This window comes from Bifidobacterium sp. ESL0704 (assembly GCF_029392075.1).
Classification (GTDB): Bacteria; Actinomycetota; Actinomycetes; order Actinomycetales; family Bifidobacteriaceae; genus Bifidobacterium.
In genome coordinates, this window is sequence record NZ_CP113929.1 from 2,202,524 (window position 1) to 2,228,403 (window position 25,880).

Here is a 25,880-nt window from a genome sequence, read left to right on the forward strand (position 1 = left end):
ACTTCCCTTGCTTAAGCTTCGGGTATCAACCCGTTATGAATCTTGAAATTACTCGGCAACGACCTTCACGGTGAAGTTCGCGGAGATTTCGGGATGCAGGGCCACGGTGGCGGGGAACTCGCCGGTGGTCTTGATGGTCTCGACCTTGATCGCCTTCGGATCGACAGCGGCCTTGGACTCGAGCGCGGTTGCGATGTCCATGGTGGAGATGCCACCGAACAGCTTGCCGGACTCGGAAACCTTGGCGCTCAACTCGACGACGGTGCCGTCGATAGCGGCCTTGGCGGCCACGGCGTCTTCACGGGTGGCTACGGACTTGGCCAGACGTGCGCGCTTCATCGCCTCGATCTGGGAGGCAGCGTTCTTGCTCCACGCGAAGGCGAGGCCCTGCGGGATCAGATAGTTGCGTGCATAGCCAGGCTTGACCTCGACGACATCACCCGAGTGACCGAGATTCGCGACGGACTTGGTAAGAATAACCTTAGTTTCAGCCATTTTCCTTGCCTTTCCTATCAGCGACCGTTGGTGGCGTAAGGCAGCAGGGCCATCTCACGCGCGTTCTTGATGGCGCGGGAAATCTCGCGCTGCTCCTGGATGGTCACGCCGGTGATACGACGAGAACGGATCTTGCCGCGATCGGAGATGAACTTGCGCAGCAGAGCGGTGTCCTTGTAATCGATCTCGGTGATCTTCGCAGCCTTGAGTGGATTCGGCTTCTTCTTAAACGGCTTTACCGGTGGTTTTGGCCTTTTACGTGACATATCAATGTCTCCTTAACACTTGTTTCAACGTCTATTGCTTGGCTTCTTGCGGTTTCGCGTTTCTAGCGGCTATCTAGAACTCGGGTTCGTCGGAATCCCCGCCGAAATCGGAGCTGCCTCCGAAGCTCGAGAATCCATCGCCCGAGTTGGCGGAACTGCCCCATGGGTCGTTGCCGGTGGCTGGGGACTGTCCTTGCTGGGATTGACCAGCCGAGGCACCTCCCGAGTAACCTGCACCGCCTTGGTATCCGCCGTTGCCGCCACGGTTATAACCGCCGCCATTGTTGCCGGCACCGCCGTTATAACCTCCGTTGTTGCGGGAACTACCCTGGAACCCGCCGTTCGAAGAGGACTGGCGTTGCACCTGGGCGGTGGCATAGCGCAGGGACGGGCCGATCTCGTCGACCGTCATCTCCACGACCGTGCGGTTGCTCCCGTCGTTGGCCGTGTACGAACGCTGCTGCAGACGGCCCTGCGCGATCACGCGCATGCCCTTGGAAAGCGACGACGCGCAATGGTCCGCCATGTCGCGCCACGCCGAGCAGCGCATGAACAGCGCGTTGCCGTCCTCCCACTGCTGGGTCTGGCGGTTGAACGTACGCGGCGTCGAAGCGATCGTGAAACTCGCGACCGATGCCCCGCTGCCGATGGTACGTAGCTCCGGATCAGCCGTAAGGTTGCCGATAATCGTGATAACCGTATCTCCTGCTGCCATGACGTGCCTTCCTCACCAACTTTGCCTCAAATGCTCGAAGCAAAAACCAATAGACTAAAATTCAATATTCCCGCGCAGGGACTTACTTGACATCCTTGCGAAGAATCTTCGTACGGATTACGGACTCGTTCAGGTTCAGAACACGGTCCAGCTCGTCGCTCGTCGCCGGCTCGCAGCTGTAGTTGACCACGACGTAGTTGCCTTCGTTCTTGCCATCGATTTCATAGGCAAGCTTGCGGCGTCCCCAGATATCGGGGTCGGAAACGGAACCGCCCTCTTTGGTGACGATTTCCATATACTCTTGGGTCAGCTTCTTCAGGGCTCGTTCGTCAAGCTCCGGATCGGCAATGAACATCAGTTCATACTTGTGTGCAGACATCACCCACCTCCTTCGGACTACAGTCGGCCGCGGTCTTTCCGCGACAGGAGTGTGTATGCGTGCCATATCACGACGCAAAACCGCGTCAGACATAGCTTTTCTATAATAGTGGTTCCGGCCGACTTCACCGGCCAGTCAATCCGAACCGATATAAGCACACATTTTCCGATAAATACGGCCGAAAAGCCCTATGGTTGTTGACCCTGCGACATATTGTTGACTAATAAAAGTAATACCCCGACAATGGGGTCGCAAAGAGCAGGAAGCGGGGAGAAAGATGATTTGCCCTCACTGTGGTGCAACAATATCGGAAAACGCCAAATTCTGTCCGCGTTGCGGGCAAAGCACGGCACCTGCCGGCTCACGGCAGCCGCAGAATCCCAATGTCGGGGCAAGCGGCGTCGGCGTTGATGCCCACGCGTCCGGGGCATCCATGCCTTCGATTCCCCTGCCGGAAACCCCTGCCTCAGATTTCTCAACGGCTCCCGGAGCAGCTGCAGGCAGCACAGGAATGCCGATGCCACAAGGTCCAGCCACTCAACCGGCACCCTCCGGACAACCAACCGGGCCCGTTCCTTCATACGGCTCCGCGCCCAATATGAACGGCACCATCCCGACCGCGGGCATCCCCACCGGCACCATCCCGACCAGCAATATTCCGACTGGCAATATTCCGACCGCAGGAGTACCGACTGGCACCATACCGACTGGCGTTATCCCGACCATAGGAGTACCGACCAGCAATATCTCCACTGGCAATAGCCCGACTGGCGCCATCCCGACCGCAGGCATCCCCACCAACACCATCCCGACCGGCAATATCCCCAACGGCACCATCCCCAATAACGGACAACCCTCACAAGCGCAGAGGCTTTACAAGGAAATCGTCACTCCCGCAAGTCTCAAGACGATGGGATCGTCCTTGGGCTTCGGCATTGGCGCGGCATTCGTCTTTGCCACGCTCAACGCGGCGATGCTCTCGGCCATCAGCAGCAACGCGATCTCGTCGATGATGAACAATCTCGGTAATGCCTCCCAGCTGCTCGATGTCAAATCCAGCAATTTCTTCTATACCATCATCACCATGCTCATAGCAGGCGTTTCGGGGTCGTTCTCCCTGAAGGCCTCGGCGTTCGGAATCTCGACCGACGCCCTCGGAGCCAGTATCTCGATGTGGCTGCCGATGAGCCTCTCCGGCGTCGCGCTTCTGGTCGGGGCCGCGTTCGGCGCCTACTTCATCGCGCACCGCGTCGGCGTCCGCTTCAAGTTCACCGGTATGGTAAGCGCGGCTGTCGTGGGACTTGCCACAGGCTTGATCTACGTGGTCCTCGGGGCTCTTTTCCCCATGAATTCCTCGACTTCCATAGGCATTCTGGAAGGCAAAACCGCACTCAACGGGGCCACGGCACGCACCTTCATCATGGCCTTCCTGATTTCGGCCATCGGCTCGTTGCTTGGGCTTGCGCTGGCACAATACGCCTCCGACAGCACCAACGTGTTCGTCGCCGCTTGGCGTTGGGGCCACCGTTTGCGCGGCCCGGCACGCACCTTCGTAGAGGCTTTCTTCATCTACATGGTCAGCTATACGCTCATCGCGTTGATCGCCCTCATCATCGTTTCGATCGCCGCCAACGTGCCTTCGGCCATTGTGCTGATTCCTATTATTATGCCGTATCTGCAGTTTGTGCTGCTCTCCTTCTCCTCGTTCGGAGGAATTGCCACCGTAGGTGACAACGCGATTCCCATCACCTTCGGCAGCCTGTTCGCCGCCAAGCCATGGGTTTTCATCCTCGGGGCAGTCATATTCATAGCCATCACGCTCTATATCGCGTTGAGGGCCTCGGCACGCGCCCTGCAAGACAAGTACTACGCCCGTTGGGAGCACACTTGGAAAGCTCCGGTGGGCACCCTCGTCCTCTGGCTGCTGATCGCTTTCGTGCTTACCAGCATGGGCGCCTCAAGTTCAGGCTCCAGCTCCGGAGCAGTGACCATCGTTTCGTGGTATCCCCTGCTGGCCGCAGTCTGGGCATTTGCCATCGAGGTGGTCGCCATGACCTTCGGACCGGCAATGCTCACCTCCATCCCCGGCCTCTGGCAATTCGTGCGTGGAGGCTGCGTGGAACCGACACCACAAAACGTCAACGCCTACGTGGATGCCTGCGGGGCTCGGTTCAGGCATATCGGCGGCAACGGAGGCAACGCGGCCAATGGCTCACCGACGCCTCAAACCCCCGCCCAAAACCATACAGCCGGCTTCCCGGGCCAAAACGGGACGCCCGGAGCAACCCCGACCTCAGCGGCACCTATGCCCGGTCAGGCCGCACCCGCCGGCGCCCAGCCTTTTGCACAGCCAGGTCAGAACGACGCAAATCCGCAGGCCTACGCCACGGGCAGTGTGCCCAACGCTCCATACCCAACGGGGAATCCGTCGCTACCAACGTATACGAATCGCGATAACCCTGCCGGCTTTGAAGATTTCAGCACGGCGTCACCCGTCGCCCCTGTCTCCGGTGCCGCCGCAAAGCCGATGGATCCCAAACAAAAGCGAATCATCATCATTGGCTCGGCCATCGTCGGGGCATGCGTGCTTCTCGGCATCATCTACAGCGTGCTGAACGCGACCGTGTTCAGCCCCAAAACGGTGGTCGACCAATACACCGCAGCCATCGCCGCCGGCGATTTCGATCATGCCAACGCCATTGCCGATCCGCAGGTAAGCGGCAAAAAAGCCGCGCTGCTCACCAATAAGGCCGCCAAGCAAGGCTCGACCATTTCCAACGCACGCGTGACCTCCACCGCGAGGAACTCCGACGGCTCGACGTCGGTGGCCATTACCTATACCCTTTCGGGCAAGACGCACAACGAAACGCTGAATCTGGCCGCCAAGAACCGGGAACTGCTCGTTTTCAACAAATGGACGATCACCACACCACTGGTTGCGAATCTACGAGTTTCCGGACCGAGCGCGGTCAAGGAACTGAATATCAACGGAATAGGCATCTCCGCAGAGAACTCGAGTGACACCGGCAGCTCAAGCTCGGACTCACAATCGATCAAGGCATACAATTTCAAGGCGTACCCCGGAACCTACACCGTCAAAGCCGCGGCAAACGAATATATGACCGGCAATACCTTGACGTTGGAACCGATTTCTTCTAATGACATGTCTTCTGTTTCAAGCTACGAAAACACCATTACGGTCAAGGCGACAGACAAGCTCAAAAATGCCCTGAACGAAGAGGTCAAGAAGAAAGTCGACGATTGCTCCTCATCCACAGATGCCGATCCTGCCGATTGCCCATTCGGCGATTCGTTCTATGAGGACAATTCGGATTATTCGAACTTCTCGTGGAGTGTAAGTTCCTATCCGGAAGTCGATGACGTCAATATGAGCGACTCATCATTCTCCACCGCATCCGACAGCGGCGAAATGGATCTCTATTATCAATACCGTTTCTTCTCTGGCGACGATTGGCAATCGGATAACGACAAACGAAGCATCTACGAAATGAACGGAACGTTCAGTATCGACGGCAACAAGGTGAATGTGAAGTTCGACGACTTTGACTGATGGGCCTTGCGTTCATACGACTTGAAGACGTCGGATCATGTCTGCTGATCGAAGCAGGTTGATGCACTGATCTAGGCCTGATCCGACAAAGCCCATCGATTCCAACCCTGCGCAACCCGCCTTTGAGCAATTTGCTCGGGGTTGCTTGTATCATAGAGACGGTTTCTTGTATTTCCTTTGTCTCGATGCGCTCGAAACGTAAGATATGGAATCGACGTTCGAAGACAAAGCAAAACTATCGGAAGGCGAGATATGTCGGCGATTCTCGAAGGTAAGTCCAAAAAACGACTGGCGTTGGTGACAGGTCGGGCATACCCGGAGCAGGCGGCGGCTACGGCCGAGTGTCTTGGTACCGTACCGCTGGAGACCACAGCCTATGACTTTGCCAACGGCGAGATGTACGTGCGCTATACCGAACCGGTACGCGGCGCCGATGTTTTCGTGCTGCAAAGCCACACTGACCCGATCAACAAGTGGATCATGGAGCAGCTGCTGATGATCGATGCGCTGAAGCGCGCATCCGCCCGTTCCATCACCGTCGTGGCGCCATTCCTCGGCTATTCGCGTCAGGATAAAAAGGGCCTGGGCCGCGAGCCCATCACCGCCCGCCTGATGTTCGACCTCTTCCAGACCGCCGGTGCCGACCGCATCATGACCGTCGACCTGCACGCCTCGCAGGAACAAGGCTTCTTCGACGGACCTGTCGACCATCTGACCGCGATGCCGGTGCTGCTCGACTATGTCAAGAACTCGATGCCGCTTGAAAACGCGACCATTGTCTCCCCTGACGCCGGACGTATCAAGGTCTCCGAGCGTTGGGCCGCGAAGCTCGGCGGGCTGCCGCTAGCCTTTATCCACAAGACGCGCGACGTCACGCGTCCGAACCACGCTGTGGCCCATGGCATTATCGGCGAGGTGCGCGAGCGCGACTGCGTGGTCGTCGATGACATGATCGACACTGCTGGCACCATCTGCGAGGCCGTGCGCACACTGCGCGAGGCAGGTGCGAAATCCGTGACGCTCGTGGCGACCCACGGGCTCTTGTCCGGCCCGGCTACAGAACGGCTGCGCGACTGCGGCGCCCGCGAAATCGTCTTGATGGACACTGTTCCGATTCCTGAGGAGAAGCGTCTGCCGAATATGACAGTGCTTTCTATCGCCCCGCTCCTGGCGGCCGGCATCCGCTCGGTCTTTGAATCCGGGTCAGTCTCGGGCCTGATGGACGGTCTGCCAGAGGACATGCACCCGCGCAACATGTACGCGTGACGAATCCTTCCATTTAAATGTCGTGAGTCCTCCAGCAACGTTGTTTGTTGGAGGACTCACGACGTTCAAACCTACCTTTCCGTCGCAAAACCTCCAACAGCTTTCACTCCCGGCACTTTCACGACTCAAACACACGGTCTAGCGACACAAAACCTCCAACAAGCTCCAGTAGCGGCACTTTTGCGACGCTTTGACTTGATATAGCGACGCAAAACCTCCAGCAATCCCCACTACCAGAGGATTCACGACGTTTCGATCCGACATAGCGTCTCAAAATCTCCAGCAAACTCTGCCAGTGCACTTTATGGCTACGACGCTTCGGCCCCTTCTGACCGTCGGAAGCTTTTCTCAGCTCAAGCCACTGGCACTTTGTGACGCTTTAACCTGATATAGCGTCACAAAACCTCCAGTAAACTCCAGTAACGGCACTTTTATGACGCTGTACGATAGCTTAAAGCCCAACAAGCCGTGTAATCACAATTTCATGCAGGGGACACCCGCATCTATCAACTTACGCACCATTTCCTTACGCCCTAAAACATCACGGTATGTAAGTCGAACTATTCGCGAGACTCCGTTACGGAACAGAAAGCGTTCTCGTTCCTGCTCGCGCCGGACGACTTCCTCAATTACAGCCCCATGCGTCATCGACGGATTGACATACTTTTCCATACCGTCAAATTCGACAACAACAATCTCCCCGCTACGTAGCTGATATTGAAAATCAACTCGGTAGTTCGATCCATTCCCATCAGAATATTCCACCTGAAGCTGAGGGACCGGAAAGCCCTCCTCAATCATCGTGGCCCTACAGAACGATTCGCCGCCACTTTCGCTGCGGGCATCAGCGAATCGAATCAGATCGGCCACCTTCGTCCGTCCATGTCGAATAGTCCGGCACTCAGCGATAATGTCATCTTTGGCGACCAGCTCCGCGGCCAAAGCCGAATCATAGATAGGCAATGAATCTCGGAATGAGCAACGATACCCACAATCCACAAGCGTTCTAGCCACAGACGTCACCGGAATGCCACCGACATCGTGAACCTCAACATGCGGCATCGAAACACAACGCAACAATGGGTTTCGCGACGAACTGGGACTTTCCTTTGTAGCGATGCAAATACTGCCGTCATACAGATTCTGGCGCACACTCAACCCATAGAACGCCGCAGCGGTAACCGAAGCGAACACCCAGCCGGAATGCTTGTGATGCAGGGCACGCGCCACATACAATGTATGCTGGCCAGGACTTAGCGCATTCCACTCCTGGAGCGGGAAAAACAAGCCCGGATACGGCTTCACCAGCTCGCCCGCGACTTGACGCCTATACAACGCCCTGTTCACCGAGGAACTTCCGCCGGCGCAACAACGTTGTTCTTTCTGCGCAGCTGCAATCAGTATGCTCGCCTCTTTATGGTTTCTCATACAGTTACCATAGATGAATCTTGCAAAAAGCAGAGAGAAATCAGAGTGCTGTGGTCGGATGCTATGGCTTATCCACAATTCGGGCGTGTCGCAAAAGTTATCCACAACGCGGCACAGTGCCAACGGCTAACCAACCCGACCGACGCTGCCCTTTGCCGCTCTGCACCGCCATTTTCCGGGTCCATCTTGCCGGCTTTTCATAGGACCATTACGCCCAACGCTCTTGCTCATGTTGCTCATCCCCATTCCCAACAATTTCGCCGCGTCGCCACCGTCATCGCTCCGCCGCTTCGCTGCTCCGCCACCGTCATCCTTTTCGCTCCTTCCCAACCGCCCGCTCCTCTTCTCTCGATCGAGCCGTCGCATAGGCAGCTCTTCCGTTTTTACTTCTGGAGGATTCACGACGCTCAAACGATGATTGGCGTCACAAAACCTCCAGCAACGCCTTCTACTGGCACTTTCGTGACGCCCAGACAGTCATTCGCGTCACAAAACCTCCAACAACCTCTTCCACCGGCACTTTTACGACGCTTCGACCCGATATAGCGTCATAAAACCTCCAGCAACGCCTACAACCGGCACTTTCGTGACGCCCAGACCATGATTGGCGTCACAAAACCTCCAGCAACGCCTTCTACTGGCACTTTTACGACGCCCAGACAGTCATTCGCGTCACAAAACCTCCAACAACCTCTTCCACCGGCACTTTTACGACGCCCAGACAATCATTCGCGTCACAAAACCTCCAACAACGCCTACAACCGGCACTTTTACGACGCCCAGACCACGATTGATGACACAAAACCTCCAACAACCACTTCTACTGGCGCTTTCGCGACGCCCAAACGACAATCAGCGTCGTGGAACCTCCAGTAGCCCCTTCTAGCGGCACTTTTGCGACGCCCAGACCACGATTGGCGACACAAAAGCGCCAACAGCTGCCTGCATTCCAATGAAATCGGAGCCCAATGATTATGCGACCAGCTTGCAAGCCTCTCGGCATCTACCATTTGCCTGCCGAATCCCTGCGCCCCCCCTATCATCAAGGACCATGCCGAAACAAGCAGGATACTCACCCTGAGATGAAAATTTGACTTGTTTGATAAAGCGTTTTACCATAGAGCGATAGTAAAGTAATCGTAGGCTAACACAAAATGTAGATTCCGGCTACAACCTACCTTCACATCAATTACGCGAAACGAGGATGAGATGAGCGCAACGACCCTTCTACACAGTATTTCCGGATCCATCAGCATCGTTGGATCGATGAATGCGGACTATACCGTCACAGCCGCACGCCTTCCCAAACCAGGAGAGACCATTGCCGGTGGCCCTCTGAAGATCCTCCCCGGCGGAAAATCGGGGAACCAGGCGGCGGCCGCGGCCAAGCTCGGGGCGCAGGTCAACATGTTCGGCGCAGTCGGCAGTGACAAGAACGCCGATTTCCTCCTTTCCCAACTCAACGACGCCGGTGTCGACACCTCGCACGTCCTGCACGTCGAAGGCGCCAGCGGCACCACGGTGATCACCGTTGACGATAACGGCGAAAACACCATCGTCTACTCCGCAGGGTCCAACGGCAAGGTAAGCACCGACTACATCAACGCCCAGAAAGACGTTCTGCTGCAGTCCTCAGTGCTCGGCCTGTGCCTGGAAAGCCCCATCGACACCGTCACGGCAACGGCGAAAATGTGCCACGACGCAGGCATCAAAGTGCTCCTGAACGATTCGCCGTTCACCGATAAGCTGCCCGACGACCTGATCGAGTACTCTGACGTGCTGCTGGTCAACGAGCACGAAATGGCGCAGCTGCTCAACATCGCCGAACCCGGCAACGGGGACTGGCTGGGAATGGACTGGAACTACATCGCACGCTCGATGCACGAGTTCGGTTTCAAAGAAGCCGTGGTCACGCTCGGTGGCGACGGTGCCATGGTTATCGAAAACGATCGGACCTATCATGTCAACGCCGCCAAAATCAATGCCGTCGACACCACCGGCTGCGGCGACGCCTTCATGGGGACGCTGCTGGCCGGTCTGTCCTCAGGATTCTCGCTGAACGATTCCGCCTCTTTGGCTTCCTATGTGGCGGCCTACGCGGCGACGGATTACGGCGCACAAGCCTCATACGGCACCAGCGATCAGATCGAGGCCTTCTTCAGCAAAGACCGCGACTGAGCCGATCGGCAGACGAACACACAACGTGGATGACATTTATCAGTAGCTGGTCCATGGTTATCCGCGTAATCGACAAGTGTGCTGACCATCCATACGAGACGGTCAGCACACTTTTTTATGGCGAATTTTTATGGCGAACCAGAGATAGACAGGACGCAGCGCCTAATGCCAGAAAATTATGAGGCCAGCCATTCGGCAACGGGCCTCCAACCATTCAACGACCAGCTAGCTGACTACCTGCAATTCCCCATGAAATAGGCGATAACCCAAGAGAGGGGAATGCCGACAAAAGCGCGTCCGCAACAGACTCCAAAATATTCTTCAAAACGTTCTGCCATATAACAGATAATCCGCTGGAAGACCGAAGACCAGCGAGGCCCCGCCGCCCTTTCAACGTTTCGGCGCTGATTGCGGACACGCATCTTGGCCACCCACCAGACGGCGGCTCATCCGGACTTTAGAGCTTCTCGCCTTCCTTGAGGTAGGACGTGTCGCCGATGCTGAGCACGTTCAGCTTTCCATCCTTGTACGTGATCTTCGTGACGCTGGCGTTCTCAAGAGGGGCGCTCTTGTATTTGTCCGTCATGCCGGCGAGCATCACATTGATGGCCATGCCGTGGCTGACCACGAGGACGTTGCCGCCCCCGTTCTTGCTCTGATCCTCGCCGATCTTCTTGATCGTACGCAGCATGCGCTTGCGAACGGTCTGGGAACTTTCGGCGTAACCGGATTTGTCCGCGAAGTAATGGGCGTCGTCAAGCCACGACCATTTATCGTCGCTCTTGGGGCGTTTTGCGGCTTCGTACGCTTCATACGAGGGGAAACCTGCCGATTGCGCCTGTTGCGCGCTGATGTTGTCGAGAGATTCACCCTCGAACTGGCCGGAGCACGCCTCGCGCAGACCTTCCAGCTCATGAATGGGCTCCTTCTGGCCGGAGCCCTTGAGCACGGCCGAAGCGGTATCGTGCGCACGCTTCAAATCGCTGGAATACACGGACTTGAACGTGATGTTATGCTTCTTCAGCCCCTTGCCAAGGTCGACGGCGACCTTTTCGCCATCCTTGGTGAGAGGCGTATCCGACCAGCCCTGAACCTTATTCAGCTCATTGAACATGGTTTTCCCGTGTCGCGTAAGATAGATGGTCACCGCCGCGGGTTTTGTCTGAGGCTGCTCCGGCTTGTCCGCAGCCGACGTGGCTCCGCATCCGCCAAAAAGCAGCGTGCCCACCGCCAGTAGTCCAGCCAACCATTTCTTGCTCATTCTCATTCCTCCTCGAATATCAGAGAATCCCTTATTTCTTTTAAGTATCCCGCCTAAATCGCAATTTAAACAAAATACCTAAAATAATACAAGAAAGCACAATCTCCGTTGATACGAATAGATAAAGCGCTTTATCGCACAATTGACATGTTACTGTAAAAAAGCGGCATGTCAAATCAAGACGCAAGTCACTCAAAACCGCCAAACCCCGTTCCCATGCGGCATACCGGCTAACGACTACACTTTGTTTGAAGCGGTCGATCGCAAATCAACATGAAAAAAAATGCGTAAACGGAGCAATATGAATCACAAGGCGACATTGAAAGATATCGCAAAAGCCTGCGGCGTCTCAGTCACGGCAGTCTCCCTAGTCCTCAACAACCGTCCGACACGCATGTCTGCGGAGAAACGCGAACTTATCGCAAAAACCGCCAAACAGCTGCACTACGTACCCAATCAGGCGGCTCGCAGCCTGGCCACCAACCAATCCATGCTGCTCGCGTTGCTGATACCCGATATCGAGAACATGTTCTTCGCCTCGCTTTCCAAGGCATTGGAAGACATCAGCAACGCAAGCGGCTATTCGCTGCTCATCGCGAACTCGGACGATTCCTGGAAAGCCGAGCACCGCCTGCTCCGGCAATTCGCCTCACGCGGCGTCGACGGACTCTTCCTGATCCCCTCAAGAGAGTCGGTCAAAGATTCCTCAAAGCTGCGACAAGACGTTGAGGGCTTGGATTTCCCCGTGGTCATCACCGACCGATTGGTCAGCGACAACTGGTGCGACGCCGTCGGCACCGACAACTTCATCGGTGGTAAACTCGCCGCCCAACGGCTCATCGCCGAGGGGCACCGTCGAATCGCATGCGTCTCAGGAGACACCCGCACCGGCAACGACAACCGCCGTATGGCCGGATTCCACGCCGGTCTCGAAGAAGCCGGGCTGCAACTGGAACCCGAGCTCAATGTCGTGGGCAACTACCGTTTCGACGGAGGCTATCACGCGGCGGACCGCATCCTCGACGCCAATGCAACCGCGGTATTCTGCGGCAACGATCTCATGGCCCTCGGCTTTATCCGTCGACTCGAGGAACGGGGCCTCTCCTGCCCCAAAGACTGTTCGGTCATCGGCTACGACAACATCTCCGAACGTTTCGGGTTCAATCACGCACTCAGCACTGTCGACCAGAACATCACCGCCGTCGCCAAAGCCTGCCACGACCTGATTTCGACCCACTTGGGACCGAGGAAGGCGAATGCAGATAGCAAACCCTGGATCGAGGCCCCAAAGCAGCGCCTTATCAAGCCCAAACTGGTCGACCGGTCAACCGTATCCAGCGTTCCGGCGCTATGAAACGATGGGAGGCAAGCACCTATAGCGACGAATCACGATAATATATTACGTCAGAAACTCTCGTATAGTAATAATTACAGAAAAGACAAACACCGGATTTGACGGCACCAATAAAACGCTTTATCATTAATGCCTATAGTGATAAAACGTTTTATCATTACAAATAAAACAACGGCCATACCGCAAAGACGCTGTCACCAACAAAGCTGGAGATTAGCCACACGCCCAACGACGGCCGTAGGAACGAAAGGCAATTATGAAGAAGAAAATCATTCTGGACCTGGACACCGGCGTCGACGACACCCTCGCTATCTCCTACATCCTTGGTAGCCCCGAAGTCGAACTGATCGGCATCACCAGCACGTTCGGCAATGTGCTCGTCGAACAGGGCATTCGCAACGATCTTGCGATCACCGACCTGCTGGGCCACTCCGAGGTTCCGGTCTACCGCGGCGAATCGCACGCGCTGAAGGCCGACTCCTTCACCGTCTCCGACATCTCCGCGTTCATCCACGGCAAGAACGGCATCGGCGACATCGAGATCCCCGATTCTCCGCGCAAGGCCGAAACCGACATGAGCGCCGTCGACTTCATCATCGACTCCGTTCATAAGTACGGCAAGGACCTCATCTTCGTGCCGACCGGAGCCGAGACCAACATCGCCACAGCTCTGCAAAAGGCCCCTGAAATCAAGGACGAGATCGGCGGAATCGTCATGATGGGCGGCGCCCTGACCGTATGCGGCAACTCCGACGCCTGGACCGAAGCGAACATCTCGCAGGATCCCGAAGCATGCGACATCCTCTTCCGTTCCGGCGCACCGGTGACCATGATCGGCCTCGATGTCACGCTGCAGACGCTCATGACCTACAAGGACAGCCAGGTCTGGCGCGATATCGACACCCCGGCAAGCCGCTTCCTCGCCGATATGGTCGACTTCTACATCAAGGCCTACGAGACCACCTCCCCGCATCTTGGCGGATGCGGCCTGCACGACCCACTCGCCGCCGCAGTGGCCGTCGACCCGACGCTGGTCAAGACCCTGCCGATCAACATGAAGGTCGACCTCGAAGGACCGACCCGCGGCCGCACCATCGGCGACAACACCCGCCTCAACGACCCGAAGAAGACGGCGCAGGTGGCGGTCGAGGTCGACGTGGAGCGCTTCCTGCACGAGTTCATGACCCGCATCGGCAACGTTGCGGCAGCAGCGAAGTAAGCCGAACACCATCGATTCCAAGGACGGAAATATGTCAGAATCAACCAAACAGGGCACCGTAAGCCCCACGAACGAAAAACCGAAGGGCAATGACCCCGAGATCACCAGCGATATGGCAGTCAAGGCGCTGATCCCGCTGCTGATCACCTTTATTTTGGGTACGCTGTGCCTGCAGGGCTTCAACCTGGTCTTCACCCAGGTCGGCAAGGACGTCGGCGCACCGGCCCAGGCGTCGCTGATCACCGCTCTGCCCAGCATCGTGCTCGGCATCGTCTGCTTCATCTACGGATCCCTCGGCGACTTTGTCTCTCTGAAGAAGCTGGTCGTGGTGGGCATCACCCTGCTGCTGGCCGGCTCGATCTTCGGCTTCGTGGCCAACTTCTTCTTCACGGCGAACATCTGGACCGTCATCGTGGCACGTATCATCCAGACCGCCGGCGAGCAGGTGGCGGGCTCCGTCTACCTGGTCGTGGCGACCAAGTATCTGAAGAACTCGTTGAAGGTCGTCTTCTTCGGCATCTTCACCGCAGGCTATCAGGTCTCGGCGGCCATCGGCGTCTTCGCCGCCGGCTTCCTGACCTCGATCCATTGGCAGTATCTCTTCCTGATCCCCGTGGTCACCGTGATCTTCCTGCCGCTGCTGCTGCACAACCTGCCGAACAAGTCCGGCACGGGTGAAAAGGTCGACGCGCTCGGCTTCGCCATCTTCGGCCTCGCCACCGCGTTCCTGACCCTCTTCTTCTCCTACACCGCTTGGTGGATGCTACTGGTTTCTCTCGTGCTCTACGTGATCTTCGCGGTTTACATCCACAAGGCGAGCAACCCGTTCATCACCCCGGCGTTCTTCCACAACAAGCGCTGGATCATGGCCATCAGCCTCATCCTTCTCTTCTACCTGCCGAATTACTCCTTCTCCCCGGTGTTCAACGCCATCGGCTCCGAGATCTATCACCTCGGCACGCAGACCGTGTCGCTTTACATCGTCTGGGCCTTCATCGTGGCCGCCATCTTCGGCACCTGCTCCGGCTGGATCGTCGACAAGATCGGCAGGAAGGCCGGCATCATCTGCGCCGCCCTTCTGCAGCTCGCAGGTCTGATCATCGCCGCGTTCTGCGTCATGTCGGGCCCTGTGGCGCTGGCTTGCGCCGGATGCCTCTACTACGCAGGCGTCGGACTGCTGTACTCCCCGGTGGTCGACACCGCTCTGGGCACGCTTTCCAAGGACGAGTCCGGCCGTGGCGTGGGCATGAACGATCTGGCCATGAACGTCTCCGGCTCCGTCGGCATCGCCATCATCGGCGGCCTGATGAGCTCCAAGTCCATGACCGGCTTCAGCCTCGCCGGCTTCACCGGTTCCGCCGCGAACTATGGAAACCTCTTCCTCGTGGCTTCCATCGCGACCATCGTCGGCTTGGTGGTTTACCTCATCTGCAACAAGAAAATCTATGCGGATGCGTGAATATGAATAGTAGATAGCCGGGAAGCGATCGCGACACAACGATGAAAGCTTTCCGGCTTTCTTTTTCCGAGCGCCGGTGCCGGCCACTGTATTTGTTAAGCGGTGGCCGGCACCGGCGTTTTACTTTGCCGCATCGGTCTGAGCCGCTGTTTCTTCCTGCGCCTTCTGCACCTGCTGCTGCTCTTCCATTCCTTCCAGATCTTCCGAGCTTCCCGAGCCGTCGTTTCTCCCTGTTCCTCCCACCTCTCCCGTTCTTTCCATTTCTCCTGCGCCTTTCCTTTCTTCTGTTTTCCGTTGCTTCTGTTTTCCGTTGCTTCTGTTTTCCGTTGCTTTTGTTCCTCTCGTTTCTTTCAGCCCCGTTCCTATCGTTCCCGTTGCTCCTCGCTAGCCACCGTTCCTTCCGAACCTACTGTTCCTTCCAAGCCACCGTTTCTTCCGTTTCTTCCGTTTCTTCCGTTTCTTCCGTTTCTTCCGTTTCTTCCGTTTCTTCCGTTTCTCCCGTTTCTCCCGTTTCTCCCGTTTCTCCCGTTTCCTCCGTTTCTCCCGTTTCCTCCGTTTCCTCCGTTTCCTCCGTTTCCTCCGTTTCCTCCGTTTCCTTCCGCGTCTCCCGCGTCTCCTCTTCTGTTCCTTTTGCTTTCTTTTTCATTTCTTCATTTCTCCCGTTTCTGAGAGACATGACGCATAACAAACGAAACGAACACAATATGCATGTCATCGAACCGCCGAATCCGTATTTCTTCATACCAAGCACTACGCTGAAGTCATGAACGAGACAGAATCTATAAATTGTGTCGCAAAAAATATGTGGATATGTCACCCACACAACGCGATACCAACATCGAGCGCGCCTACCGTCTCGCAGTCAAACCTCCATACGGATGACCATGTCCATAACGGCGCGATAGCCTCAACAACTTCCGCGCATCAGCCGCGACAACACTCTCACCATCACGGCAATATCTGGCTACCCGACCAGCCCGGGGCATGGGTCATGGCACTTTTCCCGGCACTCGGGGGCATTGTCATCGGCGGGCCCTCTTGGCGCAACGTCTGGCTGCTCATCGCATGGGCACTGTGCTACTGCTTCCAATTCTCAGCGGCCCGCTGGCTCGCCGTCCGCGCGCACGAGGTCAAAACCGAGCGAAAACGCCGACCCAAAGCCCAAAATTCCAACAATACCAATGCCACGAATTCGATGACGAAAGGCTCGTCGAACCCAACTTCAAGCCGAGTCCGCCAACACCCGGACCGACCCAATGCACTTCACCCAGACACGAACCGCACCCACGCTCCGCACAAGGCACGTCATTCGAGCATCTATCTCACTGCGACGACGGTCTATCTCATCGCCGTAGCGGTTATCGGCATACCGCTTCTGGTTTCCACGCCCAAACTGCTGTGGTGGATCCCTCCTTATGTCGTCATCGCCGCGCTTTCGTTCCTCGCGGCTTGGCGACGCAGCGAACGAACGCTTTGGGGCAATGCCGTCTCCGTCATCGCAGCCGGCTGCATGAGCCTACTGGCCACCTCGCTCGGCTCGAAGTTCTTCATAATGACCAGCGCGCACGAAAGCCTCGGGGCCAGATTGTCGCCGATCGGCCTTCACCTTGCCTCGACGTCGCAGCATTCATCGCAGTTTTTTCTCGGTTCGCCGCTACTGCCGAAAGCCGGGGCCGTCGCCGCGCTCGGTTTCATCCTCACCGAATACGCCTCGGTCGTTTTTGTCAAAACCATGTTTCGTCAGTACGGCCATTCCGGTTATTACGCACTGTCGGTCATCTACCACGCCGCCCTCGCCGCGCTCGGATTCGCCGCACCTGTGCTGCTACAGAATTTTGCCGGCATGGCATTGCCGCACGGCGTCGCCGAAACCAGCCTGCTTTGGGGCATCGCCGCCACCATGCTGCTGCTAATTGCCATCGTTTTCCCACGCCTCAAGCGACTGAAGGCCATGCAGGTCGGCGGCATCGAGGCCTTCACCAGTCTGATGAACCTCGTCATCATCGCAATCGCGTTGGCATAGGCGATGTTCGGCAACTGCCGTGCGACCGACCGCCCGAGCATCCCGAACCGTCCAGAACCGCCGCCGAACACGACCGTTAGCGATCACCCAAAGCCGCTTCAGCACACTTGCTGCTGGGAAACTGCACCGCACGAACCCTAAAAACCCGTTTACCAGCAGCACCTTGCGATCATGCCGGAAGCTGCACTGTACACCATTTACCAGCAGCACCTCACGCTCATTGCCGGAAATCACACCGCACAACCGCCGCAACAACGCCTACCGGCAGCAAACCATCCGTCGACATCCGTCAAGCATCCACAGACATACGTAGACCGACACGTCGCCCCCCCCAGATTCCAAACGATTGGACACCTCAGCGCGAAAGATACGGGTTGCCGGCGATGATGAAACGACGCGGCCGGTCCTTGGCCTTGGTGATGCCGATACGCTGTGTGGTCTCGACACGTTCACCGGAACGCAACGAGCCCGCTTCCAGCTTGAGCGGAGGCGTGCGCAGGTCGTGGCCGTACAAATCCATGGTGATGCCAAGCGACTTGCAGATTTTGCCCGGCCCATTGAGGCAGTCCTTGATGCGCCTTCCACCACGGCGTTCTTCGATAATTTCAGCGGTTCGCATATCCATCGGTTCGGCGGCACGGATAAGCGCACCCGCGCCGAAACCCTCCTCGAATGCGGTGACGTTCATGCACAGATTCGTGCCATAGACCAGGTAGATATAGGCGTGGCCGGACGGACCGAACATCGCTCGATTTCGCTCGCTTTTCCCGTGAAACGTATGGCTCGCGGGGTCAAGCTGGTCGTAAGCCTCGGTTTCGACGATGCGAACGGTCAAAGTCTCGCCGTCGATCTCGCGCGCCAACGTGCAGCCGAGCAACCGCCGCGCCACGGTTTCAGCGTCCTCGTTCAGAAATGCAGGAAACATACTTCTATTGAAGCCCACCCACCAGAATTCAGCAATTCGCGATTTTGAGGCATCTTGGTGCACCAAGTACCCTCAAAAACCGCGAATTACCCCTCAATCCTCAAAAAACGGCCTGCTTGGTGCACCAAGAACCCACGAATTCGGCAAATGACCCATGAATCTTTCAAAAAAGGCCAACTTGGTGCACCAAGAGGCCCCAAAATCACGGAATGCGCTGAAAACGGGAAGATCTGGGGCCGGTTTCGTATATATTCCGTATCTTGATGAACAGCAGAGCGGCATAATCATCATCGATTCGCGCTGCGCCGGCACCGACACATCGACCTGCCATTCAAAGACGACATACCAGCACAGCCAGATCGACCGACCGCTCAAAGACGACATACCAGCACAGCCAGATCGACCGACCACTCAAAGACGACATACCAGCACAGCCACATCGACCTACCATTCAAAGACGACGTGCCAGAGCCGCCAAATCGACCCCCAGCAAACGCGCCTCTTCAGCGGTTTTGCCGGTGACCAGCAAACCGGTATGCCGCAAATCCGCAACGGTTTTTGCGCCGAGCAACGCCATCAGCGAGCGCACCTGATTCTTCCATCCGTTGATTTCGGCGATCAAGCCGTCTTTCCCGTCTGCGTTGAGCACTTGCAGGAAATGGCCGGAGACACCGACAGCCCGCGCCCCCAAGGCGAGCGCCTTCACTACGTCAAGCGGGTTGCGCACACCGCCGGAAGCCAGCACCGCCATGGCGGTTTCGCTGTAATGAGTTGCTTTATAGCCGGCCTTGCTTGCCTCATCCGCACACGAGCTGGCATCCCTTGCAATGCCGTCGGAATTCGAGACAGAATCGACAACGCCACTATTATTTGACATATTGCATTTATTTGTCGACAATCCCAACAGGCACAACGCCGTGGACTGGCCCCAACCGGCCATATAACCGTATTCGTGACCGGCCCGTCTCGCGTTCTCGATACGCGCGAAATCGGTACCGCCACGGCCGCTCACATCGACGGTACACACACCCAAATCCGACAGCTGACGGACGGTACGCGCACTCATGCCGAAGCCGACCTCCTTGGCCATCACCGGCACCGGCGAGGCCTTGACGATGGCGGCGATACGCTCCGGCCATGTCTCGAAGTCGCGTGCGCCCTCGGGCATCACCAGCTCCTGTGCGGCATTGATATGAACCTGCAGGGCATCGGCCCCAATCATCTCGATAGCACGCAGAGCTTGCTCGACGCTCACTGAAAGCCCGACATTGGCGAAGACAAAGCCAGAGGGGTCATGCTTGCGGATCGCAGTGAACGTCGGCTCGAGCTGCGGGTCACGGATGGCGGCATGCTGTGAACCGGAGGCCATGGCCAAGCCGGTCGCGGCAGCGGCACCGGCGAAGGCCGCGTTGATGACACCGGTTTTCGCCGACCCACCGGTCATCGCATTGATATAGAACGGCACGTCCCAGGTTGCGCCGCAAACTCGCGTGGACAGGTCGACATCACTGACGTCGACACTGCCCAAACTGTGATGGACAAAGGCCAGATCGTCGAAAGCGTTGCGTTGGCTGTCACCGTGCTCGGCGAGCGCGAGACGAACGTGGTCGTCCTTACGATTCGAGCCGGCACCGGAAACCCGCGAATCCGCACCGAACAACCGGCCCACACCGCCGGCAGCAATCGAATTCGAAACCGCCAAATCACTTGTTGCGCAGTCGCCGCCCGGGTTGACGCCGACTTTACTTTGAAAATTTCGATAGGCCCCCACACCGCCGGCACCTTCACCAGGCACGAAATCCCCGGCTCCACCCATCCAATCGGCAAGCTGAATCCGGGGGGCCTGCACCGACAAATCCAGCGGAACGATGCTTTGCTCCTGCCAACCACGCGTGACGGCGGCCCTGTCAGCACTGGGCCCGGCAATCGCGATGCCGCAGTCGCCGCCGCCCGCACCGGAGCTTTTCGCCGCAGCTCCATGGTTTTCGGCCACTTCGACCAAAGCGCGCAAGGCCGGCGTCTCGATGGTCACGCCGGTAAACGATGAAAGGTTCTGCAGCAGCTTGCGAGCCTGACGCACATGCGCGATGACGGCCTGTTCATCATCGGCGACCAACGCCTTCGCCAACGCGTCGACGCACGCATCGCTGCCGTTCAAAAAGTCCTGATACAACCGTTCATGTTCGGCCGCGCTCTGTTGCTGGACATGACCGACCAGCGACGGCGTGGAAGCCGGGTTCCCGGTCCATCCGATCATCAGATGCAGATTGCTGCCGGGCTCGAACGCACGAAGCCGCGCAATGCTCAGCCCAGGCCAGGGCATGTTAATCAGGTCGCCTAACGCCGTGTCCTGCAAGCGATTGGTGACCCACTGACGGTCGACCGCCGTGAAACGGATGCAGCCGCCGAACAGGCTCGCAGCCAAATCGCCGCCGGAGCCGACTTTCTGCGCCCGGCTGGCCGAGACAAAGGCGAGTTTATATTGCTGCATCGGCTCGAGTTCAAGTCCATAGAACGCGGTCAGCGCCTTCATCATGGCCACCGTCACCGCAGCCGACGAGCCGAGCCCATACTTGCGGCCGGAGGCGTCATCAAGCTCGCTTTCGATATTGACGTCGTAGATTTTGAGGTCTTTGCCCTGCTGTTGCGCCAATTCCTCGACCGCGTGGATGACGGAAAGCACGAACGCCGCACCCGGCTGCTCCACGTCGGGCACCGCGCGTCCGGCCCGACGCCGCCACGTCACCGACGCTTCGGGGTGGCCCGCGGAATGGATACGGCCGACGGGATCGACGCCGAAGGGCTGAAGTTGGGCGGCGGAAGTGTCGTGTTCGGTGATGCGGGCGGTCAGGAGCCGATTAACGGCGATGAGGATTGCGGGATGGCCGTGCTCGACCACGGCATATTCGCCGGCGATATACAGCTTTCCAGGGGCCGTCGCTACGCTGCTGCCTGGTTCCTGGGCTCGCCTACCGCTCATCGTTATGCCGTTCCTTCCTCTCATCAACCACATCTGCGCCGCCACCGGCCCTTAAAGCTTACGTAGCACAGCGCAACTAACCAATATCCATGTCAATATTCCAAATGTACGCACAAACCAAGCGAAGATGAACACCTTGAGCCTACTCTGCACCAAATACCCCGATAATCTGCGCAGCACCACCACATTACCCGCACTCTCCCCTATCACCGGACTTCCGCGGGTATCGGCCCCGCACACCGGTCTGCGCACTACCCCAGTCGAGATCAAATGACCGCCAAGACCTTGAACGCCCGATCTGAGACGCACCAACGATAACGGCAGGAAACGAACAACAACAGGCAACGCAACGACCCTTCCCTTTCTTGCCGTTGCATTTCGGTAACGAGAGAAAATACGCGAGCCGCCCCCAAAAAGTGACATAATCCGCCATCAGCAGCGCGCGAGGGCATAAGATTGGCAACATCGAGATTCCCAACAACGAAGGAGCCATCATGCCAGTCATCCATACCCACGTTTCCGTTTCCACCACTCCCGAGCAGCGCGAGGCGTTGAAGGCCGCGTACGGCAAGGCCATCACCGCCGTCCCCGGCAAGACCGAGAGCTGGCTGATGTGCCCGTTCGAGGACAACATGCCGATCTATTTCGGCGGAACCAGCAGCTTGCCGGCCGCCTACGTCGAGGTCAACGTCATGGGAGAGCCGGGAAGCGTCGACCGCGCTGTTTGGGAATCGATGTCGAAGCAGATCATGACCGCGCTTCACGATGAGCTCGGCGTCCCGGAAGACCGCACCTACATCCGCTATACGGCCACCGGCGACTGGGGATGGAACGGCGGGAATTTCTGATCTCGCTTATCCAGCGGCGCTGAAAGGCACCGATACGAATTGTGCAAAAGGCGATAAGCCGGCCGGAGTTCCGCTTCACGCCACGGTTTATCGCCTTGTTCCCACCTTTTCGCCGGGAAGTCTGCTGTCAGGGACCATAAATGATGAATCAAGCATTTGGTCCGAATCCGAATAGTCACTCCCGGGTACGGTGCAGCGCACCCTTATTTACTTGATTCGTGAAGCCTCAGCACAGAAACAAAAGATACCGTCAAACGACGCTATCTTGCTAGCGCTTATTAGCCTTGAACCGACAATCCCCCCCAACCGAAAAGGAAGCTACCTAATTATTGACAATGTTCGGAGACTTTCCTACGGCTGTCACGATGATCAAGTTTGCCTGACATCCATTACAACGAAGGCAGAAAAAGTCCTATAAAAGTACGCCATGAATTGTCGAGGAACCTGCCGAACGGCTTCATTCCAAGACACCGGACCAAAATCCTTGTCCTGACCAACGCGCATATCCGAATAACGTATCATTCAGTTCTTCATGATTCACGGAGACTTGCCATGACCGCGCATACCGTAGTTTTACAACCGTAACGGACCTGTGACGATGCCAGTCTAAAGCCATGTATAACAGCGATTTCGGGATATAATTAAATGTCATGAGCGAGATCAAAAGCAATGAGGCTTCGGCATTATCACATACGCATGCCCTGTCGATAACGGCGGATGACATCATGGGTACAGTGAATTTCGGCTTTTCGGTATCGAATCTGCCGGCTGCCGGGGCTGCGAAAGCTGCATGCTCGTCCCTCGAGACCATGTTCCGGGACGTCACCGACGCCGTCCACGAGATAGGACACGAATCCGCAGAGACCCATAAGGGTCTGTCCCAAGCGGACCAATTGAGTGCTGGCGCGATGTGATGAGCGACGAAGAACACGAAACGCGCATAAGACGTTTAGACGAACGAATCGCGGATTGCGAACGACGTATCAGCCAAGCGCACGAGAAAACCCGCGAATCTGAAAAACAAGCGAAAACCTACGACGAGGCCAGTAGCATCATCATCAACTGGAACCGGCAGGTCACCGACGCCTGGCAGGACCTCCACCAACATGTCAAAGGCGACACAGAATGGCGACAGCTCGAGCAGGACAACGAGGAACGAGAAGCTGGATTTCGGCAGACACAAAACGGCTGCGCCGAAACATACGATATACTCACCAACCAGGCCAGACGGCAACATAAAAACGCGCTCGATATCCGCGACGAGCAGGAGAGCCTGTACCGCACGAAGCACAAATACGAGAACAAGGAGAAGCAAGGGAGGGGCCCATGGGACTGATCGTCGACAAACCAGAGCTGTTAGCCGCCCTCGGCCAGGCCGACCATGACATTAGGGCCCGCCAGCAAGAGACAAGACGAGCCATACGCACCCTCGATGATCTCGCTGCTGACACCACACTGACCGGCCAGGCATGGACCGCCGCAAAGCGACAGGCCACCGACGTGGTCAAACCTCGGCTCGAACAGGCCATCAGCCAAAGCGAACAGATCATGGCCGACAACCGCGAGTTTCGCATGCGCCTGGAGTCTCTGATCGAGGATGACTACCTCGACGAGGACGGCATCGCCGACTGCGTCAACCGTATACGCCAAGCCGACAACCTTCTGCGCCGGGCCCAAGATCTACTGCCTGACGACGCCGGAGAACTCAAAGGACTGCTAGACCGCATGTGGTGGCGAAGCGAGCAACAGGCCAACAGGCTCGAGGACAAGATCCAACGTCTCCACACCCTTGACCAAGCCACACGTCACCTCTACCAAAACAACCAGAACAAGTACGGCAAGGTCGGACACGGTATCAATCCCGACGGCAAAGATGACAGTCCTATTTATTGGGCTGTATTGGAAGGTCCGATCGGCTACGATCCACTGGATCCCGGAGAAAATAATCAAGGACAAATTGGCGACTGTTGGCTAATAGCCACGCTCGACGCCATGATGGAGACCTCTGAGGGACGCAAACAACTCAGGAACGGCGTCAAATGGGACGAGAAGCACCATTGCTACAAAGTCAGGATATACAAGAGCGGCAAGCCTCAATGGGTCACGGTCACCGATATCGCCTCCAACGGTGTGACAAGAGACGGCCTGCCCGGTATCGCCTCCTTGTATGAGGCAGCCATTGAGAAAGGCTTCGGCAAAGGTGCCTTGGATGGCAACACCCCCGGCAACGCCTCCCTCGCCCTAGGTGAAGGCAACCTCGCCGAATCACAGAAATACTTCCAGCTGTTCGGCTTCACCTTCCACGATATAGCCAGTGACGCCACCAAATCCGGCGGGTCCGAGGACGGCGGCATATCCGTCGCCAGCAGCGGTGACTACGGCAAGACCGATAACGGGGAAGATAAATATTCTCATTCTCTATGGGCCACACAGGCACCCGGTTCGGGCAAAGGCGCCAATATCCGAATTGTACCCAACCACGCCTATGAGGTCGTCGGAGCCAAAGACGGGATGATCGGCCTGCGCAACCCATGGGGCAAAATCAGTCAGAGTCCAGACTACAAGGCCGATGACGAGGACGGCGTGTTCTGGATCAGCAAGGAAGACTTCAACCGACTCTTCACGATGGAATCCCAGAAATGACCGACTTGAACGATAAAACGAGACAGGCAGGAAGACACGGCCGCAAACATCTTGTGCTCATCATCATAGCCGCGTTTGTGGCGGTCGTGACGGCGATCATCGCAGTGGATTTCACAAACCTGCATATGGAAGGAAAACACATGAACCAGCAGCAGGGACCAATCGTCAGGGAATCCGCCGACATTTCCCAGGAACGCATCGACAAGGGACGAGTCCAGTCCGCACAGCTCGGCGGCACTATGGATTTTGGCGATGTGGGTATGGGAGTGCCTCATACTTTGGGTAAGACCGACGGCCATTACTCGATTAATCCAGTAATCGGGAGCAGCAGCGACCGAACCGATGATCTCAATCCTATTCTGGATTTGGAGCTCGGCAAGACGGTGACCGTAAAGAAATTCGGTTGTTCGGTGACGTTGATCAAACTCATCGATTTCGACGGGGTTCAGGGCATCACCGTACTGGTCGAGCCCTACCACCACGGCCCTGTCACCCAACAATCGGCTAACATCCCCCAAGAACAACTCGCCCAAGGCCGGACCAGCACCGCGGCATTGGGCGAAACCATCGACTTCGGGGACGTACAGGCCGACCTGCCCTATGGACTCGGCACCCGAAACGGAGATGACACGTCAGCACACATCGTCGTCAGAAGGAACCACAAGTCCTACCCGATGCAATCAGTGGACCTCCGTCTGGGAGAGACCAAGACAACGGAAAACAAGACCTTGGGGTTCAAACCGGTATCGTTGACACTCGTCGCCCTCACGAATGCCAACGGCTTCCAAGGCATCACCCTGCTGGAGACAACGGCAGCCCCCACGCAATGACCAAGCGCTATACAGATGGACACTTAGGAACCTTGCTTGC

At 57.1% G+C, this 25,880-nt stretch carries 23 protein-coding genes; 12 read left to right on the top strand and 11 right to left on the bottom strand.

Annotation, left to right across the window (positions count from 1 at the left end; genetic code table 11):
* Positions 1 to 48: 48 nt before the first annotated feature.
* The 5 genes from rplI to OZX64_RS08180 all read right to left on the bottom strand — a co-directional run bounded on the left by rplI (position 49) and on the right by OZX64_RS08180 (position 2,392).
* Positions 49 to 495, bottom strand: coding sequence for a 50S ribosomal protein L9 (gene rplI, locus OZX64_RS08160; RefSeq protein WP_277156766.1), 447 nt, complete (start codon positions 493 to 495; stop codon positions 49 to 51).
* 17 nt (positions 496 to 512) lie between these two features.
* Positions 513 to 761 carry a 30S ribosomal protein S18 gene (rpsR, locus tag OZX64_RS08165; RefSeq protein ID WP_277143412.1) on the bottom strand — a complete coding sequence of 83 codons (249 nt, stop codon included), beginning with the start codon at positions 759 to 761 and terminating at the stop codon, positions 513 to 515.
* 73 nt (positions 762 to 834) lie between these two features.
* On the bottom strand, positions 835 to 1,476 hold the full coding sequence (locus tag OZX64_RS08170; RefSeq protein WP_277172577.1) for a single-stranded DNA-binding protein: 642 nt from the start codon (positions 1,474 to 1,476) through the stop codon (positions 835 to 837).
* An 82-nt stretch (positions 1,477 to 1,558) separates the two neighbouring features.
* Positions 1,559 to 1,855, bottom strand: a complete 297-nt coding sequence (gene rpsF / locus OZX64_RS08175) for a 30S ribosomal protein S6 (RefSeq protein WP_277146104.1) — start codon at positions 1,853 to 1,855, stop codon at positions 1,559 to 1,561.
* A gap of 288 nt (positions 1,856 to 2,143) precedes the next feature.
* Positions 2,144 to 2,392: a hypothetical protein gene (locus tag OZX64_RS08180; protein WP_277172580.1), complete on the bottom strand. Its 249-nt coding sequence runs from the start codon at positions 2,390 to 2,392 to the stop codon at positions 2,144 to 2,146.
* On the opposite strand from OZX64_RS08180, the gene OZX64_RS08185 reads away from it, so the two are divergent.
* Together OZX64_RS08185 and OZX64_RS08190 are read left to right on the top strand one after the other, a co-directional pair.
* Positions 2,373 to 5,426 carry a hypothetical protein gene (locus tag OZX64_RS08185; protein WP_277172584.1) on the top strand — a complete coding sequence of 1,018 codons (3,054 nt, stop codon included), beginning with the start codon at positions 2,373 to 2,375 and terminating at the stop codon, positions 5,424 to 5,426. The two genes, OZX64_RS08180 and OZX64_RS08185, sit on opposite strands and share 20 nt — an antisense overlap.
* A 252-nt stretch (positions 5,427 to 5,678) precedes the next feature.
* Positions 5,679 to 6,692 (top strand): ribose-phosphate diphosphokinase, encoded by a 1,014-nt coding sequence (locus OZX64_RS08190; RefSeq protein WP_277156762.1) that lies wholly within the window; start codon positions 5,679 to 5,681, stop codon positions 6,690 to 6,692.
* Positions 6,693 to 7,166: 474 nt separating this feature from the next.
* Here OZX64_RS08190 and OZX64_RS08195 read toward each other — a convergent pair whose 3' ends face one another.
* On the bottom strand, positions 7,167 to 8,120 hold the full coding sequence (locus OZX64_RS08195) for a hypothetical protein (RefSeq protein ID WP_277172587.1): 954 nt from the start codon (positions 8,118 to 8,120) through the stop codon (positions 7,167 to 7,169).
* Positions 8,121 to 9,329: 1,209 nt separating this feature from the next.
* On the opposite strand from OZX64_RS08195, the gene OZX64_RS08200 reads away from it, so the two are divergent.
* Positions 9,330 to 10,298, top strand: coding sequence for a ribokinase (locus OZX64_RS08200; RefSeq protein ID WP_277172589.1), 969 nt, complete (start codon positions 9,330 to 9,332; stop codon positions 10,296 to 10,298).
* A 457-nt stretch (positions 10,299 to 10,755) separates the two neighbouring features.
* Here the strand turns inward: OZX64_RS08200 and OZX64_RS08205 are convergent, their stop codons facing one another.
* Entirely contained in the window at positions 10,756 to 11,559 is an 804-nt protein-coding gene (locus OZX64_RS08205; protein ID WP_277172591.1) for a histidine phosphatase family protein, read from the bottom strand.
* A 301-nt stretch (positions 11,560 to 11,860) separates the two neighbouring features.
* On the opposite strand from OZX64_RS08205, the gene OZX64_RS08210 reads away from it, so the two are divergent.
* The 3 genes from OZX64_RS08210 to OZX64_RS08220 all read left to right on the top strand — a co-directional run bounded on the left by OZX64_RS08210 (position 11,861) and on the right by OZX64_RS08220 (position 15,591).
* Positions 11,861 to 12,913 carry a LacI family DNA-binding transcriptional regulator gene (locus tag OZX64_RS08210; protein ID WP_277172608.1) on the top strand — a complete coding sequence of 351 codons (1,053 nt, stop codon included), beginning with the start codon at positions 11,861 to 11,863 and terminating at the stop codon, positions 12,911 to 12,913.
* Between the two features lie 256 nt (positions 12,914 to 13,169).
* Entirely contained in the window at positions 13,170 to 14,132 is a 963-nt protein-coding gene (locus OZX64_RS08215; RefSeq protein ID WP_277172611.1) for a nucleoside hydrolase, read from the top strand.
* A 112-nt stretch (positions 14,133 to 14,244) separates the two neighbouring features.
* On the top strand, positions 14,245 to 15,591 hold the full coding sequence (locus OZX64_RS08220; RefSeq protein ID WP_277175031.1) for an MFS transporter: 1,347 nt from the start codon (positions 14,245 to 14,247) through the stop codon (positions 15,589 to 15,591).
* A 120-nt stretch (positions 15,592 to 15,711) separates the two neighbouring features.
* Here the strand turns inward: OZX64_RS08220 and OZX64_RS08225 are convergent, their stop codons facing one another.
* Positions 15,712 to 15,852: a hypothetical protein gene (locus tag OZX64_RS08225; RefSeq protein ID WP_277172613.1), complete on the bottom strand. Its 141-nt coding sequence runs from the start codon at positions 15,850 to 15,852 to the stop codon at positions 15,712 to 15,714.
* Between the two features lie 145 nt (positions 15,853 to 15,997).
* Entirely contained in the window at positions 15,998 to 16,237 is a 240-nt protein-coding gene (locus OZX64_RS08230; RefSeq protein ID WP_277172615.1) for a hypothetical protein, read from the bottom strand.
* Positions 16,238 to 16,549: 312 nt separating this feature from the next.
* Between OZX64_RS08230 and OZX64_RS08235 the strand changes: the two genes are divergently transcribed.
* On the top strand, positions 16,550 to 17,614 hold the full coding sequence (locus OZX64_RS08235) for a YwiC-like family protein (RefSeq protein ID WP_277175032.1): 1,065 nt from the start codon (positions 16,550 to 16,552) through the stop codon (positions 17,612 to 17,614).
* Positions 17,615 to 17,969: 355 nt separating this feature from the next.
* Here OZX64_RS08235 and OZX64_RS08240 read toward each other — a convergent pair whose 3' ends face one another.
* Both OZX64_RS08240 and OZX64_RS08245 read right to left on the bottom strand, forming a co-directional pair.
* On the bottom strand, positions 17,970 to 18,539 hold the full coding sequence (locus tag OZX64_RS08240) for a DNA-3-methyladenine glycosylase (RefSeq protein ID WP_277156756.1): 570 nt from the start codon (positions 18,537 to 18,539) through the stop codon (positions 17,970 to 17,972).
* A 451-nt stretch (positions 18,540 to 18,990) separates the two neighbouring features.
* Positions 18,991 to 21,519 carry a phosphomevalonate kinase gene (locus OZX64_RS08245; protein WP_277172617.1) on the bottom strand — a complete coding sequence of 843 codons (2,529 nt, stop codon included), beginning with the start codon at positions 21,517 to 21,519 and terminating at the stop codon, positions 18,991 to 18,993.
* Positions 21,520 to 22,013: 494 nt separating this feature from the next.
* On the opposite strand from OZX64_RS08245, the gene OZX64_RS08250 reads away from it, so the two are divergent.
* From OZX64_RS08250 to OZX64_RS08270, 5 genes are all read left to right on the top strand, one after another.
* Positions 22,014 to 22,367, top strand: coding sequence for a phenylpyruvate tautomerase MIF-related protein (locus OZX64_RS08250; protein WP_277156754.1), 354 nt, complete (start codon positions 22,014 to 22,016; stop codon positions 22,365 to 22,367).
* 650 nt (positions 22,368 to 23,017) lie between these two features.
* A complete protein-coding gene (locus tag OZX64_RS08255) occupies positions 23,018 to 23,281 on the top strand; it encodes a hypothetical protein (RefSeq protein ID WP_277172619.1) in 264 nt (87 codons plus the stop codon).
* The gene (locus tag OZX64_RS08260; protein WP_277172621.1) at positions 23,281 to 23,703 is read left to right on the top strand and encodes a hypothetical protein; all 423 of its coding nucleotides are present in this window, start codon (positions 23,281 to 23,283) and stop codon (positions 23,701 to 23,703) included. The genes OZX64_RS08255 and OZX64_RS08260 overlap by 1 nt, the downstream gene beginning before the upstream one ends.
* Positions 23,694 to 25,010: a hypothetical protein gene (locus OZX64_RS08265; protein WP_277172623.1), complete on the top strand. Its 1,317-nt coding sequence runs from the start codon at positions 23,694 to 23,696 to the stop codon at positions 25,008 to 25,010. The genes OZX64_RS08260 and OZX64_RS08265 overlap by 10 nt, the downstream gene beginning before the upstream one ends.
* Complete coding sequence (locus tag OZX64_RS08270; RefSeq protein WP_277172625.1) at positions 25,007 to 25,840, top strand: hypothetical protein; 834 nt, start codon at positions 25,007 to 25,009, stop codon at positions 25,838 to 25,840. Before OZX64_RS08265 ends, OZX64_RS08270 begins: the two co-directional genes overlap by 4 nt.
* Positions 25,841 to 25,880 lie beyond the last annotated feature (40 nt).

Coding starts and splice junctions, on each gene's coding strand:
- rplI (WP_277156766.1), bottom strand. CDS start 495: ATGGCTGAAACTAAGGTTATTCTTACCAAGTCCGTCGCGAATCTCGGT.
- OZX64_RS08200 (WP_277172589.1), top strand. CDS start 9,330: ATGAGCGCAACGACCCTTCTACACAGTATTTCCGGATCCATCAGCATC.
- OZX64_RS08195 (WP_277172587.1), bottom strand. CDS start 8,120: ATGAGAAACCATAAAGAGGCGAGCATACTGATTGCAGCTGCGCAGAAA.
- OZX64_RS08215 (WP_277172611.1), top strand. CDS start 13,170: ATGAAGAAGAAAATCATTCTGGACCTGGACACCGGCGTCGACGACACC.
- rpsF (WP_277146104.1), bottom strand. CDS start 1,855: ATGTCTGCACACAAGTATGAACTGATGTTCATTGCCGATCCGGAGCTT.
- rpsR (WP_277143412.1), bottom strand. CDS start 761: ATGTCACGTAAAAGGCCAAAACCACCGGTAAAGCCGTTTAAGAAGAAG.
- OZX64_RS08245 (WP_277172617.1), bottom strand. CDS start 21,519: ATGAGCGGTAGGCGAGCCCAGGAACCAGGCAGCAGCGTAGCGACGGCC.
- OZX64_RS08240 (WP_277156756.1), bottom strand. CDS start 18,539: ATGTTTCCTGCATTTCTGAACGAGGACGCTGAAACCGTGGCGCGGCGG.
- OZX64_RS08220 (WP_277175031.1), top strand. CDS start 14,245: ATGGCAGTCAAGGCGCTGATCCCGCTGCTGATCACCTTTATTTTGGGT.
- OZX64_RS08225 (WP_277172613.1), bottom strand. CDS start 15,852: ATGGAAAGAACGGGAGAGGTGGGAGGAACAGGGAGAAACGACGGCTCG.
- OZX64_RS08205 (WP_277172591.1), bottom strand. CDS start 11,559: ATGAGCAAGAAATGGTTGGCTGGACTACTGGCGGTGGGCACGCTGCTT.
- OZX64_RS08250 (WP_277156754.1), top strand. CDS start 22,014: ATGCCAGTCATCCATACCCACGTTTCCGTTTCCACCACTCCCGAGCAG.
- OZX64_RS08255 (WP_277172619.1), top strand. CDS start 23,018: ATGAGCGAGATCAAAAGCAATGAGGCTTCGGCATTATCACATACGCAT.
- OZX64_RS08265 (WP_277172623.1), top strand. CDS start 23,694: ATGGGACTGATCGTCGACAAACCAGAGCTGTTAGCCGCCCTCGGCCAG.
- OZX64_RS08190 (WP_277156762.1), top strand. CDS start 5,679: ATGTCGGCGATTCTCGAAGGTAAGTCCAAAAAACGACTGGCGTTGGTG.
- OZX64_RS08260 (WP_277172621.1), top strand. CDS start 23,281: ATGAGCGACGAAGAACACGAAACGCGCATAAGACGTTTAGACGAACGA.
- OZX64_RS08230 (WP_277172615.1), bottom strand. CDS start 16,237: ATGAAAAAGAAAGCAAAAGGAACAGAAGAGGAGACGCGGGAGACGCGG.
- OZX64_RS08270 (WP_277172625.1), top strand. CDS start 25,007: ATGACCGACTTGAACGATAAAACGAGACAGGCAGGAAGACACGGCCGC.
- OZX64_RS08210 (WP_277172608.1), top strand. CDS start 11,861: ATGAATCACAAGGCGACATTGAAAGATATCGCAAAAGCCTGCGGCGTC.
- OZX64_RS08185 (WP_277172584.1), top strand. CDS start 2,373: ATGCCACAAGGTCCAGCCACTCAACCGGCACCCTCCGGACAACCAACC.
- OZX64_RS08170 (WP_277172577.1), bottom strand. CDS start 1,476: ATGGCAGCAGGAGATACGGTTATCACGATTATCGGCAACCTTACGGCT.